Source organism: Pseudomonas sp. BAV 4579, assembly GCF_009765395.1.
Classification (GTDB): domain Bacteria; phylum Pseudomonadota; class Gammaproteobacteria; order Pseudomonadales; family Pseudomonadaceae; genus Chryseomonas; species Chryseomonas aestiva.
The window spans coordinates 1-13719 of sequence record NZ_WHOV01000114.1; the positions used below are offsets into that span (position 1 = coordinate 1).

11 protein-coding genes are annotated in these 13719 nt (G+C 66.6%); 3 read left to right on the forward strand and 8 right to left on the reverse strand.

Translation table 11 applies throughout. From position 1 onward, the window contains the following. Positions 1 to 68: 68 nt before the first annotated feature. The 5 genes from GSQ95_RS19950 to GSQ95_RS19970 all read right to left on the reverse strand — a co-directional run bounded on the left by GSQ95_RS19950 (position 69) and on the right by GSQ95_RS19970 (position 7054). Positions 69 to 803, reverse strand: coding sequence for a DUF502 domain-containing protein (locus GSQ95_RS19950; RefSeq protein WP_133862193.1), 735 nt, complete (start codon positions 801 to 803; stop codon positions 69 to 71). Positions 804 to 889: 86 nt separating this feature from the next. Further along, positions 890 to 2707, reverse strand: a complete 1818-nt coding sequence (locus GSQ95_RS19955; RefSeq protein ID WP_158896309.1) for a S9 family peptidase — start codon at positions 2705 to 2707, stop codon at positions 890 to 892. 271 nt (positions 2708 to 2978) lie between these two features. Further along, positions 2979 to 4043 carry a PA0069 family radical SAM protein gene (locus GSQ95_RS19960; protein WP_158896311.1) on the reverse strand — a complete coding sequence of 355 codons (1065 nt, stop codon included), beginning with the start codon at positions 4041 to 4043 and terminating at the stop codon, positions 2979 to 2981. A 95-nt stretch (positions 4044 to 4138) separates the two neighbouring features. Continuing rightward, complete coding sequence (locus tag GSQ95_RS19965; protein WP_158896313.1) at positions 4139 to 5404, reverse strand: OprD family porin; 1266 nt, start codon at positions 5402 to 5404, stop codon at positions 4139 to 4141. Positions 5405 to 5656: 252 nt separating this feature from the next. Further along, positions 5657 to 7054 (reverse strand): MFS transporter, encoded by a 1398-nt coding sequence (locus tag GSQ95_RS19970; RefSeq protein WP_158896315.1) that lies wholly within the window; start codon positions 7052 to 7054, stop codon positions 5657 to 5659. 448 nt (positions 7055 to 7502) lie between these two features. On the opposite strand from GSQ95_RS19970, the gene quiC reads away from it, so the two are divergent. Beyond that, entirely contained in the window at positions 7503 to 9404 is a 1902-nt protein-coding gene (gene quiC, locus GSQ95_RS19975) for a 3-dehydroshikimate dehydratase QuiC (protein WP_133862188.1), read from the forward strand. A 54-nt stretch (positions 9405 to 9458) separates the two neighbouring features. Then, a complete protein-coding gene (locus GSQ95_RS19980) occupies positions 9459 to 10115 on the forward strand; it encodes a TetR/AcrR family transcriptional regulator (RefSeq protein ID WP_158896317.1) in 657 nt (218 codons plus the stop codon). A gap of 160 nt (positions 10116 to 10275) precedes the next feature. Here GSQ95_RS19980 and GSQ95_RS19985 read toward each other — a convergent pair whose 3' ends face one another. The 3 genes from GSQ95_RS19985 to GSQ95_RS19995 form a co-directional block, all read right to left on the reverse strand. Then, on the reverse strand, positions 10276 to 11133 hold the full coding sequence (locus GSQ95_RS19985) for a glucose 1-dehydrogenase (RefSeq protein ID WP_158896319.1): 858 nt from the start codon (positions 11131 to 11133) through the stop codon (positions 10276 to 10278). Between the two features lie 63 nt (positions 11134 to 11196). After that, positions 11197 to 12054, reverse strand: coding sequence for an SDR family oxidoreductase (locus tag GSQ95_RS19990; protein WP_158896321.1), 858 nt, complete (start codon positions 12052 to 12054; stop codon positions 11197 to 11199). A gap of 97 nt (positions 12055 to 12151) precedes the next feature. Further along, positions 12152 to 12739, reverse strand: a complete 588-nt coding sequence (locus tag GSQ95_RS19995; protein WP_158896323.1) for a TIGR00730 family Rossman fold protein — start codon at positions 12737 to 12739, stop codon at positions 12152 to 12154. Between the two features lie 330 nt (positions 12740 to 13069). On the opposite strand from GSQ95_RS19995, the gene azu reads away from it, so the two are divergent. Continuing rightward, entirely contained in the window at positions 13070 to 13519 is a 450-nt protein-coding gene (azu, locus tag GSQ95_RS20000) for an azurin (protein ID WP_158896325.1), read from the forward strand. The last annotated feature ends 200 nt before the right edge of the window (positions 13520 to 13719 follow it).

Genomic DNA, 13719 nt, shown 5'->3' on the forward strand with positions numbered 1-13719 from the left:
GAGTCCGATCCGCTTCCTCAGCCCTTTTCGCCTTGTTTGTCTCTAGCTCGCGAGACCGTGAACAGATTCTAAGACGGCCGGGGCGGCTCCTCGGCCGTCCCGTTTTCCTGCTGGCGGCGCACGGCCTCTTCCAGGGGAATGAATTCCACCTGGCGATCCTTGACCACCGGCGGCAGGGTGATGCCCATGGAGACATAGATGCTGGTGAACATGTCGACGCCCATGTCCGCCGGCTTCACCCAGTCCACCGGCACATAAAGCAGCCCGCCACCCACGGGTACCGGCGCCGAGGGCACCAGCACGGCGTGATAGTGGCGACCCTCGATGTCGATCACCGCCGGGTTGGGCAGCAACGCCAGCACCGCCACGCCCTTGCCCCCAAAGAAGCACCACACCGGACTCATGGCGCGGATGTCCGCCCCACCTTCCTTGCGGTCGAGCAACTCGACGAAGCGCTCGGCCAGGCCATAGAGCTTGCCCACCACCGGAATGCGGCGAAAGGTCATGTCGGCGAACCAGCCGAGCGGCCGGCGCAGCCCCAGCTTGACCGCCAGGCCCAGCGGATAGAGCAGCACCAGCAGCAGCAGGGTGCCGAGGCCATAGGCCGCCAGGGAATTGCCGACGAAGGGATGACCGACCGCCACGAACAACCGGCCCAGGGTGGTGTTGGGTCCGATCAGGCCATTGAGGAAACTGACAATCCAGCCGATCAGCGCCAGGGTCAGCACCAGCGGCAGGAGCAGCAGCAGACCGGCCAGCCAGGTGGAGACGATGCTTTCGATACCGCGGCGAACGAAGGGCATGCAGGAACTCGACGGCTAAAGCGCCATTCTATACGGGCCAGGTGCACCCAGCGTCGGCGCGGGCCGACTTTCTGAGTGCGCCTTCCTCATAGCCAGCGACGATAGAAGGCGGCTTCCTGTTCCAGGGCGTCCGCCTGGTTGACCGCCCGGCGAAAGCCATGGCCCTCGTCGGGATAGCGCCTGACCACCACCGGTATGCCGCGTGCCTCCAGCGCCGCGGCCATGGCGTCGGTCTGGGCGGGGACCACTACGGCGTCCTTGAGGCCCTGCAGGAAGATCACCGGCGCCTGGATACCCTCGGCATGCAGCAGCGGCGTTCGCGCCTCGTAGCGCGCGCGATCGGCTTCGGGATCGCCGATCAGCCAGTCCAGGTAGTCCGCCTCGAACTTGTGGGTGACCTTGGCCAGCGCCAGGGGATCGCTGACGCCATAGAGACTGGCGCCGGCGCGAAAGACGTCGCGGAAGGCCAGGGCGCAGAGCACCGTATAGCCGCCGGCGCTGCCGCCGCGGATAAAGGCGCGTGTCGGGTCCGCCAGGCCCTGGGCGCCCAGATAGGCGACCACCGCACAGGCATCCTCGACGTCCACCTCGCCCCAGCGCAGGTGCAGCGCCTGGCGATAGGCCCGACCGTGGCCGCTGCTGCCGCGATAGTTGAGATCGGCCACGGCGAAGCCCTGGCGGACCCAGAACTGGATGCGCGCATCGAACACCGGATAGGTGCAGGACGTGGGTCCGCCATGGATGCTGACCAGCAGTGGCGGAGGGCTCTCGCCCTGCCGTTCCGGCAGATAGAGAAAGCCCTGGGCCTGGCCGTCGCCACTGGGATAGCTCAGCGACCGGGGCGCGACGATGGCGCTGTCCCCCAGGGGCGCGACGCCGCCGCTGACGATCTCCACCGCACCGGTCTGGCAATCGATGGCCAGCACCGCCGAGGGGCGTGTGGGCGCCGCGGCGATGCAATAGCAATGCTTGTCGTCCAGCGCCAAGCCACGGAAACGGCTGAAGTCTGTGGCCAGGTGGCGGGTCTCGCCATTTGTCCGGTGCTCGCCAAGCACGCCGAAGCCGTCTTCCTGCCAGGTCGCCAGCCAGCCTTCCGCGGTCGGCAACCAGCTGCTACCGCCAAGCTGCCAGGGCGCCGCCGCGTGATCCGCCGCGGGTGCCTGCTGGGGCGCGAAGCCCGCCGCGGTTTCGCACCAGGGCTGCCACCAGCCCTGGCGATCGCTCAGCGCCCAGAGCCGCTGCTCGCGGTCGAACAGCGGTTGTTGCAGCGACTCGTCGGGATCGGCCGACACGACGGTGGGCGCCCCGGGACGTCCTGCGGTATCCAGCGTCGCCGACAGCAGCCGGGTGCGGGTCCAAGGCTGGTGGGGCCGGTCCCACTCGATCCAGGCCAGGCGGCGGCCGTCGGCGCTGGTGCGCGGTGCGGCGTAGAAATCCGCGCCTTCGGCCAGCACCTGGCGCGCGCCACCGGCACTCAGGGCGACCAGGCGATGCCGCGGCGGCTGCTCGCGGCGATCCTCCTCGACCGCCAACACCTGCTGCCGGACGCCATCCCAGTGCAGATCGCCATAGCGCCAGACCTCGCCACCGGCCAGCCATTCGGGCGCGCCGCCCTCTCGCGGCTGGCGATAGACCGCCTGGTCGGCTTCGTTGACGAACAGCGGTCCCCGGTCACCCAGACAAAGGGCCCCGCCGCCGTATTCATAGACCTTGCTGCGCAGGCTGAAGCCCGCCGGCGTAAGGCACCGCGGCGCCGCGCCGGCCTCGCGGACCCAGAGGCGAGTAGCGCCATCGGTGGGATCGTATTGACTCCAGTAGAGGCCGCTGGCATCGACCTTGAGTTCGGCGAAGTCGATACCGGCGGCAACGGCCTGGGCCGGCGTGAGCGGGATAGGGGCGGTCATGGCGACTCCAGAGAGGGACACAGCCGTCTAGCCTAGCAGCTGAGTGGGAAGGGCTGGGTGAGGGATGCCACGCTGTTGGGCTTCGCTGCGCTCAGCCCAACCTACGGGGTGTGTGCCGCCTTTCCCCCTTTCCCTGTAGGAGAGGGTTGAGGTGAGGGAGCAGACCGTTGGGCTTCGCTGCGCTCAGCCCAACCTACGGGGCGCGCCTCGCTTTTCCCCTCTCCCTTTGGGAGAGGGTTGGGGTGAGGGTGCAGACCGTTCGGCGCCGGCGCTAGAACAACCCCAGCTGCTGCCCTGGCGGGGCGAACTGGCTGCAATCCAGCCCTTCGCCCTCGCGGCGCTCCAGGCCGAAGCGGCGGCGGGCCAGGCGAAAGCGCTGGGCCAGCAGTTCGGTGAACTGGCCTTCGCCCTTCATGCGGATACCGAAGCGACTGTCGTAGTTCTTCCCGCCGCGCGACTGGCGGATCAGGCTCATGACATGGGCGGCACGCTCGGGAAAGTGCGTCTGCAGCCATTCCTCGAACAGCTCGACGATTTCCAGGGGCAGCCGCAACAGCGTATAGCCGGCCGAGCGGGCGCCGTGGTCGCGGGCCGCCTCCAGCAGGGCTTCCAGTTCATGGTCGTTGATCATGGGAATCATCGGCGCCAGCAGGGCGCTCACCGGCACTCCGTGCTCGTGCAGGGTGCGCATGGCGCGCAGCCGGGCCTGGGGCGCCGCGGTGCGCGGTTCGAGGATGCGCTTGAGGTCATCGTCCAGCGTGGTGAGGCTGAAGGCGACGCGCACCAGATTGCGCTCGGCGAGCTGCCCGAAGAGATCCAGGTCGCGCAGGATCAGCGCGCTCTTGGTGATGATCGTCACCGGATGGCGATAGCGCAGCAGGATCTCCAGCGCCTGACGGGTCAGTTGGTACTGCCGCTCGATGGGCTGGTAGCCGTCGGTATTGATGCCCAGGGCGATAGGCTGCGGCTGATAGCCCGGCTTGCTCAGCTCCGCCTCCAGCCGCTCGGCCAGATTGGTCTTGGCGATCAGCTGGGTCTCGAAGTCGATACCGGGCGAGAGGTCCCAGTAGGCATGGGAGGGGCGGGCGAAGCAATAGATGCAGCCATGCTCGCAGCCGCGATAGGGATTCACCGAGCGATCGAAGCCGACATCCGGCGACTGGTTGCGGCTGATCACCGTCTTGGCCGTTTCCTGGCGCACGCGGGTGGTGAAGGTCAGCGGGGTGGCTTCCTCGTACCAGCCGTCGTGCTCGACCTCGCTGCGGGTCGCGGCAAAGCGATTGTGCGGATTGCTGGCGGTGCCACGACCCCGTGGCGGGCGTTGGGGCTGCGTCATGAGCAGACCTCGATGGCTGTATTTTTATACAGTATAAGGTCTGGTGGATCCGGGCAAGGGTGCGGCGGCCACCCGGGCAGCCGCACCCGCGTTTCCTACAACACCGAGATCGGGTAGTTGAGGATGATGCGGTTCTCGTCGAAGGAGCCGCTGGCACTGTAGTCGCGTCTCATGCTGGAGTTGCGCCAGCGGATCAGCAGCTTCTTCAGCGGACCGCTCTGCACCTCGTACTGCACCTCGGATTCGCGACCCCATTCCTTGCCGTCGGTGATGGTGCCGGTATGGACGTTGTCACCGCTGAGGTAGCGATTCATCAGGGTCAGACCCGGCACGCCGAAGGCGGCGAAGTTGTGGTCGTAGCGCACCTGCCAGGAGCGTTCCCGGGCGTTGTCGTAGCTGGAGTTGTAGCTGTCGTTGGCCAGGGTGCCGCCACTGGTGCCGTTGACCCTCATCCAGGCGCTGTCGCCGCTGACGCGCTGCAGACCGACATAGAAGGTGCCGCCGCCCTGCTTGGCCGAGAGCAGCGCATAGGCGGTGCGGTTGTCCAGGGCACCGGCGCGGGCCGAACCGTCATCGTCGCCGATGAAGTAGCCGAGGTTGGCGCCCAGGGTCCAACTGCCCACCGGCTGGTAGTGGATCAGGTTGATGAACTTCTGGTGGTAGATGTCTTCGAGCTGGGCGTACCAGAGGCCGATCTGGGTGCGCTTCTCGTTGAACTTGTATTCGCCGCCGACGAAGTTGAAGCGATCGGAGGTGGCATTGGCGCGGCCCTGCATGAACATGTCTTCCATGCTGGCGTCGTTGCGCGGGCTGTTCTGGCGCATCTGGCCGCCCCAGAGTTCCAGGTTCTGGATCTCGGTGGAATGGATCTGCGCGCCCTGGAAGGTCTGCGGCAGCGAGCGACCGTCGTCGGACCTTAGGATCGGCAGCACGGCGAACCACTCGCCGACCTTGATATCGGTCTTGGAGATCTTGGCCTTGGCGGCCACCGCCAGGCGGCCGAAATCCTTGGCCGGTTCGTTGCCGGCATGGGTCGGCAGCAACTGGGTGCCGTAGGTGCCGGCGCCACCGTCGAGCTTGACCGAATAGAGCCCCAGGGCATCGATGCCGAAGCCCACCGGTCCCTGTGTGTAGCCGGAGGTCAGACCGAAGATGAAGCTCTGGGTCCATTCCTCGGCCTTGTTCTGCGCGGTGTAGGCCGGATCGACGAAGTTGCGATTGAAGTAGAAGTTGCGCAGGTTGAGCGTGGCCTTGGTGCCTTCGATGAAACCGTCCGCGGCCCACAGTGGCGTGGTGCTGGCGAGAGCGGCGAAGGCGGCGCAGGCACGGGCGAGCCGGCCGGAAGCGAGTCGAGTGCTCATGGTGTTCCTTGTTCTTGTAGGTGAGGGGTGCCCTGCCGGCGCGGGGGCGGCATCTGACGAGGGCGGGTAGGGCGGTGGTGCGAGGGACGGCTAGGAAGGTGCAGGCGACATGAGGGATTCCTTTCTTATTTGAATTATCGGAAAGCAGCGACCGAGGCGTTCGGTCGAGTAGTTATATGACAACGTATGTCTTACGGCAAGGCTACCAAGGTAGCAGGGCGGAGCCCTCGCCAGGCGAGGGCTCGCGAGGGGTCAGACGCTGGCCTTGAGGCTGTCCTGACGGGCCGTGTCATAGGCGTGCTTGTCCATCTGCACGGCGCCCGGCTTGCCCAGGTCGCTCATGGGCACCCGGTAGGTTTCCGGCGACAGGTAGGCCGCCAGGGCCGACAGGCAGGTCACGCCGAAGGCCAAGCCACCGACCACCAGCCAGATGTTGTCGGTGCCGGGCGGGGCGACCAGGGCGAACAGCGCCGGCAGCAGGGCGGTGAGCATGGTGCCGATGTTCTGGGCGATGGCCATGGCCGAGACACGGTAGCGGGTCTGGAACTGCTCTGGGTAGAAGCTGGGGAAGACCGCGTTGTAGCCCTGGTAGACCACGCCCCACATCAGCAGCGACATGAGGAAGGCCAGCGGCAGGTTGTGGATGCTGATGGCATAGAGGTAACCGAAGGCCAGCAGACCCGAACCCAGGGCGCCACCGATCATGGTCGGCCGGCGGCCGATGCGGTCGGAGAGGTTGCCGACGAAGGGGATCACCAGCACGGCGACGATGTTGCCCACCACCGGTATCCACAGGTAGACGCTCTTGTCGAAGCCGATGCCATAGGCCGGCTGCACCGCGTAGGCGGCGCCGAAGATGGTGGCCACCACCGGGATGACGTTCATCAGCGCCATCAGCGCGACCAGGATCATGGCCTTCCAGCTGGTGGTCAGGGCTTCGCCGATGGGCGAGCGCCGGGCCACGGTGGCGGTGCCGGTCTTGGCTTCTTCCTTGACGAAGGCAGGCGTCTCATGGACTTCCCGGCGGATGATGAAGCCGGCCAGCAGGACGAAGGCGCTGAGCAGGAAGGGGATGCGCCAGCCCCAGCTGTTGAAGGCATCGGCGGGCATGAAGTAGGCCAGCGGCAGGAACACCGCGGCGGCCATCACCTGGCCGGCCTGCACCCCCTGCAGGGTAAAGCTCGCATAGTAGCCACGTCGGCCGAAGGGGGCGTGTTCGAGCACCATGGAACTGGCTCCGGAGATCTCGCCGGCCACGGCGAAGCCCTGGATCAGGCGTAGCACCACCAGCAGGATGGGCGCGAGGATGCCGATCTGGTGGTAGGTGGGCAGCAGGCCCACGGCCATGGTGGCGATGCCCATGAGGAACATGCACAGCAGCAGGACGTTCTTGCGGCCGCGGGTATCGCCCCAGTGACCGAGCACGAAGGCGCCGACCGGCCGCGCCAGATAGCCCACGCCATAGGTGGCGAGGGAGGCAACGATGGCCATCTTGGGATCGCTGGAGGGGAAGAAGATCTGCGGAAAGATCAGCGCCGCCGCCTGGGCGTAGATGAAGAAGTCGTAGTATTCCAGCGCCGAGCCGATCCAGCCGCTGGCGGTGGCTTTCTTGGCTTGGGAGCCGGGGGTGGGGGAGGCGGTAGTGGCCATGGTTGTCTCCGGAATTTTATTGTCAGGCCAGGAGGGTTTTAGCGCCGCGCACGAACTCGCTTGGGTCGCGGGAGCCGAAGATGGAAAGGACGGGAAGACCTAGCCTGGCCGTCGCCGACTGAGCACGGTGGGACTGCAGACGCGACGGGGCACGCAGGATAACGTGGATAGCTGGGGCATGGACGCACACTCTTGTTTGTCTTGTTATGGTCGACGCGGCGGAAGCGACGAGCGCTGGGCTCTGCGATCCATAGTGCGAGGCGCTGCCGGGCCCGGTCAATTCGCCGGATGACCAAATGTTCGATCAGCGAACAGAAACTAACCGGTTCGTACATAATCCATTGTTGGGCCTCGCGGTGCCACGAATAATCGGTGCCAGACCCAACAGATCCGCGCCACGCCGCCCGCCATGTTCGGCGGCGTGGCCGTTCAACACAGGAGCACCGGCATGCAGCGTTCCATCGCGACCGTATCCATCAGCGGCACCCTGACCGAGAAGCTCGAGGCCATCGCCGCGGCGGGCTTCGACGGTGTGGAGATCTTCGAGAACGACCTGCTGTATTCCGGGGCCAGCCCACGGGAGATCCGCCAGCGCGCCCAGGATCTGGGGCTGGCCATCACCCTGTTCCAGCCGTTCCGCGACTTCGAGGGCAATCGCCGCGAGCGCCTGCAGCGCAATCTCGACCGTGCCGAGCGCAAGTTCGACCTCATGCAGGAACTGGGCACCGACCTCATCCTGGTGTGCAGCAACACCGCCGCCGACAGCCTCGGCGACGAGCGCCTGATCGCCGACGACCTGCAACTGCTGGCCGAGCGCGCCGCCCGGCGCGAACTGCGCATCGGCTACGAGGCCCTCGCCTGGGGGCGCCACGTCAACACCTGGCAGCAGGTCTGGCGCCTGGTGAAGGCGGTCGATCATCCCAATCTCGGCGTGTTGCTCGACAGCTTCCACACCCTTTCCATCGGTGGCGATCCGGCGGCCATCGCGCAGATCCCGGGGGACAAGATCTTTTTCGTGCAGATGGCCGATGCGCCGCTGCTGCAGATGGACGTGCTGGAGTGGAGTCGGCATTTCCGCTGCTTCCCCGGGCAGGGCGAATTCGACCTGGCCGGTTTCCTCGCGCCCATCCTGCAGACCGGTTACCAGGGACCGCTGTCGCTGGAGATCTTCAACGACGGTTTCCGTGCCGCCCAGACCCGCGCCACCGCCGCCGACGGCCTGAGATCCCTGCTCTACCTGGAAGAGCAGACCGCCGCGCGGCTGCAGCGCGAGGAGACCCCGGTGGCGGCGCCGTTGTTCGCCCCGCCCGCGGCGCCGCGCCTGGAAGGCACCGAATTCCTCGAATTCGCCGTGGACGACGGCCATGGCGCCGAACTGGCGCGCTGGCTGGGCAAGCTGGGCTTCGCCCAGGCCGGGCGGCATCGCTCGAAGAACGTCACCCTGCTGCGCCAGGGCGAGATCAACCTGGTGCTCAACGCCGAACCCTATTCCTTCGGCCACAACTTCTTCGAGGCCCACGGCCCCTCGCTGTGCGCCATGGCCCTGCGCGTGCCGGACAGCCAGGCCGCCCTGGAGCGCGCCCAGCAGTACCGGGCGCAGCCCTATCGCGGCCTGGTCGGCCCCAACGAGCGGGAGATCCCCGCGGTACGGGCGCCGGACGGCAGCCTGATCTATCTCGCCGATCGCGGCGTGGATGGCCGCAGTCTCTACGACACCGACTTCGATGTCAGCGCCGGTGCCAGCGGGGGCCTCGGGCTGACCCATGTCGACCACGTGGCCATCGCCCTGCCGGCCGATGCGCTGGACAGCTGGGTGCTGTTCTACAAGAGCCTGTTCGACTTCAGCGCCGACGACGAGGTGGTGGTCCCGGACCCCTATGGCCTGGTCAAGAGTCGTGCGCTGAAGAATCGCGAGAGCAGCGTGCGCCTGGCGCTGAACATCTCGGAGAATCGCAACACCGCCATCGCCCGGGCACTGTCCAGCTATCGCGGCTCGGGCGTGCACCACATCGCCTTCGCCTGCCAGGACATCTTCCTGGCGGTGGAGCAGGCCAAGGCCGCCGGGGTGCCCCTGCTGGAGATCCCGATGAACTACTACGACGACCTGGGGGCGCGCTTCGATTTCGACGACGACTTCCTCAGTCGGCTGGCCTACTACAACGTGCTCTACGACCGTGACGCCCAGGGTGGCGAGCTGTTTCACGTCTACACCGAGTCCTTCGCCGACCGATTCTTTTTCGAAATCCTCCAGCGCAAGGATTACAGTGGCTACGGCGCGGCCAACAGCCCGGTCCGCCTGGCGGCCATGCTGCAGGCCCGCCAGGGCCGCCCGGCACCCCTGGAATTTTGAGCCAGGCGGGCACCTGCGGGTGCCCGCGCCTCTCCTCCGACAAGAGTCAGCCCGATGCAGGACACCCCGGCGCTCGCGCCCACGCTGCGTACCCCGCGCAAGAACAATCCCGAGAAGACCCGCCAGGCCATCCTCGCCGCCGCCGTGGCCGAGTTCGCCGACCTGGGGCTGAGCGGGGCGCGGGTGGATGCCATCGCCGAGCGCACCCATACCTCCAAGCGGATGATCTACTACTATTTCGGCAGCAAGGAGCAGCTCTACCTGACGGTGCTGGAAAAGCTCTACAGCGACGTGCGCGGCAACGAGGCCGAATTGCCACTGGACCGCCTGCCGCCGCTGGAGGCGATCCGCACCCTGGCGGAATTCCTCTTCGAGCACCACCGCAGCCACGACGACTTCATTCGCGTGGTGAGCATCGAGAACATCCACCGCGGTCGCCACCTGGCGCAGTCCGAGACCATCTCCAGCCTCAACTCCTCGGCGCTGGAGGCCCTGCGCCGCATCCTGGCGCGCGGCGAAGCCAGCGGCGAGATCCGCAGCGGGCTGGACGCGGTGGATGTGCATCTGCTGATGTGCTCGTTCTGCTTCTATCGCGTCTCCAACCGGCACACCTTCGGTCACATCCACGACATCGACATGGAAGAGCCGGCCGTGCTGCGCCGGCACAAGACCATGATCGGCGATGCGATGGTGCGCTACCTGCAGCCGTAGGACATCCATGCGGCCCTCACCCCAACCCTCTCCCGAAGGGAGAGGGGGCGTTTGACCGAGGCTTCTAGTCTCCAATATGGATTCGCAGGATGGAAATGCCCCCTCTCCCTCCGGGAGAGGGCCGGGGTGAGGGCGAGCCCTAGCACCCCAGCCAGAACCCTCAGAGCACCGGCATCCCGCCCGTCACCGGCAGCATGGCGCCAGAGATATAGCTCGCCTCATCGGACGCCAGCAGCACATAGGCCGGCGCCAGTTCCACCGGCTGGCCGGGGCGGCCCAGCGGTGTGCTGCTACCGAATTGCTCCGGCTCGTCCGGCTTCATGGTGCTGACGATCAGCGGCGTCCAGATCGGGCCGGGGGCTACGCTATTGGCGCGGATGCCCTTGTCGCCCAGCAGCTGCGCCAGGCCGGCGGTAAAGTTGGCAATGGCGCCCTTGGTGGCCGAATAGGCCAGCAGGGTCGGCGGGGCGATGTCGGCATTGATCGAGGCGGTGTTGATGATGGAGCCGCCGCGTGGCATGTGCTTCAGCGCCGCCTGGGTGATGCGGAACATGGCATGGATGTTCACGTTGAAGGTATGCACCCATTCCTCGTCGGGGATCTCGTCGAGGCTGTCGCGCACCTGCTGGAAGGCGGCGTTGTTGACCAGCACGTCGATGCGGCCAAAGGCCTCGACGGTCTTCTGCACCACGTCCAGGCAGGTCTGGCGCTCGGCCAGATCGCCCGGCAGCAGCACGGCCTGGCGCCCGGCTTCGGTGACTAGGCGGGCGGTCTCCTGGGCATCCTCGTGCTCGTCCAGGTAGGCGATGGCGACATCGGCGCCCTCACGGGCGAAGGCGATGGCCACGGCGCGACCGATGCCGCTGTCGGCACCGGTGATCAGGGTCTTCTTGCCCGCCAGGCGACCCGAGCCGCGGTAGCTCGCAGCGCCGCTGTCGGGTTGCGGATCCATGCGTGCTTCGGAACCGGGAAAGGTCTGGGGTTGGGGTTTCAGCGGGGGTTTGGGATGGTCGCTCACGAGCGGGCTCCAAAGACGGGAAAAGAAGGGGCGACCCCGGCCTGTGCCGGGGCGCAGGGCTGGTCAGAGAATCGGCTTGCCACCGGTGACGGCGATGCGCGCGCCCGAGGTGTAGCTGGATTCGTCCGAGGCCAGCATCACGTAGACCGGCGCCAATTCCACCGGCTGGCCGGGGCGGCCGAGCGGGGTGTTGCCGCCGAATTCCTTGACCTGCTCCGGCGGCATGGTGGCCGGGATCAGCGGAGTCCAGACGGGGCCGGGGGCCACGCTGTTGGCGCGGATGCCCTTCTCGCCGAGTAGCTGAGCCAGGCCAGCGGTGAAGTTGGCGATGGCGCCCTTGGTGGTGGCATAGGCCAGCAGCGTCGGCCGCGGCATGTCCGAGTTCACCGAGGTGGTGTTGATGATGGAGCCACCCGGGCCCATGTGCTTTATCGCGGCCTGGGTGATACGAAACATGGCGGTGATGTTCACATCGAAGGTGTAGACCCACTCGTCGTCGGGAATCTCGTCGAGGGTCTCGTGGGTCATCTGGAAGGCGGCGTTGTTGACCAGCACATCGAGACGGCCGAAGGCGGCCACGGTCTGGTCCACCACTGCCAGGCACTGCTCGCGTTTGGACAGGCAACCCGGCAGCAGCAGCGCCTCGCGGCCGGCTTCGCGCACCAGGCGGGCGGTGTCCTCGGCGTCTTCGTGCTCGTTCAGGTAGCTGATGGCGACATCGGCGCCCTCACGGGCGAAGGCGATGGCCACGGCGCGGCCGATGCCGCTGTCGCCACCGGTGATCAGCGCCTTCTTGCCGGCCAGACGGCCAGAGCCTTTGTAGCTTTGCTCGCCGCAATCCGGTATCGGATTCATGCGCGATTGCAGGCCGGGAACGGCCTGCTGCTGTTCCGGCATCGGGGCTTTGGGAAAATCGGTCATGGAAGAATCCTCGTCGCGGTAACTTTTGCGGGCCTGTCAGTACCGACAGGCCACAAGCGGCGAGGGTTCGAGATCCGGGACGGGCGGTGTACCGGCGCTAGCGGGGTGTCGATTCGGCCCAGCGCGGCGGCACCGTGGGTTGCCAGGCGGCGAGGGCGTCTAGCAGGGCCGTTGGTGAAGCTTCCACCTGCAGCATGGCGCGATGCGGCGCGGCGACGAAGCCCTGGGCGACCAGGTGATCGAGGAAGCCCTCCAGCTGGGCATAGAAGCCATCGACCTCCAGAAGGCCCATGGGCTTGGCGTGATAGCCGAGCTGACCCCAGGTCCAGACCTCGAAGAGTTCTTCCAGGGTGCCCAGGCCGCCGGGGAGGGCGATGAAGGCGTCGGCCAGTTCCGCCATCCGCGCCTTGCGCGCATGCATGCCGTCGACCACCTCCAGGCGGGTGCAGCCGGTATGGCCCAGCTCGGCGGTCTTGAGACTCTGGGGAATGATGCCGATGACTTCGCCACCGGCCGCCAGGGCGGCATCGGCGACCACACCCATCAAGCCGACCTTGCCGCCCCCATAGACCAGGGTGAGGCCGCGCTCGGCGAGGGTACGCCCGAGGTGCGCCGCGGCTTCGGCGAAGACAGGCGAGGCACCGGGCTTGGCGCCACAGAAGACACAGACGGTTTTCAGCGACATGGGGACTCCTAGGCAGGCAAAGCACCTAGCCTAGCCGCCCGCTCCGCCGCAGCAAAGCACCCTCATCGCGCGAGGAAAGCGACCTCCGGCGCATTGCCGCTGGCGGCCTGGGCATAGTTGGCGAACAACTCGTGCAGCAGGGCGGTAAGGGTCATGGCGGGCGTCCTTGGCTGGCGGATGATGGAGGGATAGTACCCAGAGCTAAGGCCCGGCGACCTGGCAAAGGTTTCGATGGAGGCGATAGAGCGAAGCCGTGCCCTTGCCATGGCCACTGGAACCCGCCACCCTCGCATCGGTCTGACTGGCGACTTTCACGCATCCGGAGGGTTCATGAAATCCATGTTTTTTGCCGCCGCACTGTTTGCCCTGGGAAGCACCGGCGCCTGGGCCGCCGACAGCTGTACCACCCAGATCGAAGCCGGCGACCAGATGACCTACAGCCGCGCCTCGATCCAGGTCCCGGCCTCGTGCAAGACCTTTACCGTCGAGCTGATCCACAACGGCAGCCTGCCGAAGAACGTCATGGGCCATAACTGGGTGCTGACCCGCTCCACCGATGCCTCGGCCGTCGACGCCGCCGGCATGAACGCGGGCGAAGACAAGGGCTACCTGCCCGAGGGCGACGAACGCATCATCGCCCATACCAAGATGTTAGGTGGTGGTGAGAAGGATTCGGTGACCTTCGCTACCGGGGCCCTGGAAGCGGGCAAGGAATACACCTTCTTCTGTTCCTTCCCCGGGCATTTCGGCTCCATGCGCGGGGTGTTGCAGCGGGGGTAAGGGGAGGGTTTGGTTGTGGCGGTCGACCGTCGCAATCCGACCTCTTGAACAGGAGACGCCGGTAGGTTGGGTTGAGCGTTAGCGAAGCCCAACAATACGTGTTCATTGCCAGGGCTTGTTGGTGCACGAGCTGATTATCGAGCGCTCTGATGGCTTTTGTTTCGCCCACCCGGGCGAGTCACTTTTGCCAGTCGCGGCAA

What these genes read in the sequence shown, in the direction of transcription:
- GSQ95_RS19950 (WP_133862193.1), bottom strand. Translation starts at nt 803, where the DNA reads ATGCCCTTCGTTCGCCGCGGTATCGAAAGCATCGTCTCCACCTGGCTG.
- GSQ95_RS19955 (WP_158896309.1), bottom strand. Translation starts at nt 2,707, where the DNA reads ATGACCGCCCCTATCCCGCTCACGCCGGCCCAGGCCGTTGCCGCCGGT.
- GSQ95_RS19960 (WP_158896311.1), bottom strand. Translation starts at nt 4,043, where the DNA reads ATGACGCAGCCCCAACGCCCGCCACGGGGTCGTGGCACCGCCAGCAAT.
- GSQ95_RS19965 (WP_158896313.1), bottom strand. Translation starts at nt 5,404, where the DNA reads ATGAGCACTCGACTCGCTTCCGGCCGGCTCGCCCGTGCCTGCGCCGCC.
- GSQ95_RS19970 (WP_158896315.1), bottom strand. Translation starts at nt 7,054, where the DNA reads ATGGCCACTACCGCCTCCCCCACCCCCGGCTCCCAAGCCAAGAAAGCC.
- quiC (WP_133862188.1), top strand. Translation starts at nt 7,503, where the DNA reads ATGCAGCGTTCCATCGCGACCGTATCCATCAGCGGCACCCTGACCGAG.
- GSQ95_RS19980 (WP_158896317.1), top strand. Translation starts at nt 9,459, where the DNA reads ATGCAGGACACCCCGGCGCTCGCGCCCACGCTGCGTACCCCGCGCAAG.
- GSQ95_RS19990 (WP_158896321.1), bottom strand. Translation starts at nt 12,054, where the DNA reads ATGACCGATTTTCCCAAAGCCCCGATGCCGGAACAGCAGCAGGCCGTT.
- GSQ95_RS19995 (WP_158896323.1), bottom strand. Translation starts at nt 12,739, where the DNA reads ATGTCGCTGAAAACCGTCTGTGTCTTCTGTGGCGCCAAGCCCGGTGCC.
- azu (WP_158896325.1), top strand. Translation starts at nt 13,070, where the DNA reads ATGAAATCCATGTTTTTTGCCGCCGCACTGTTTGCCCTGGGAAGCACC.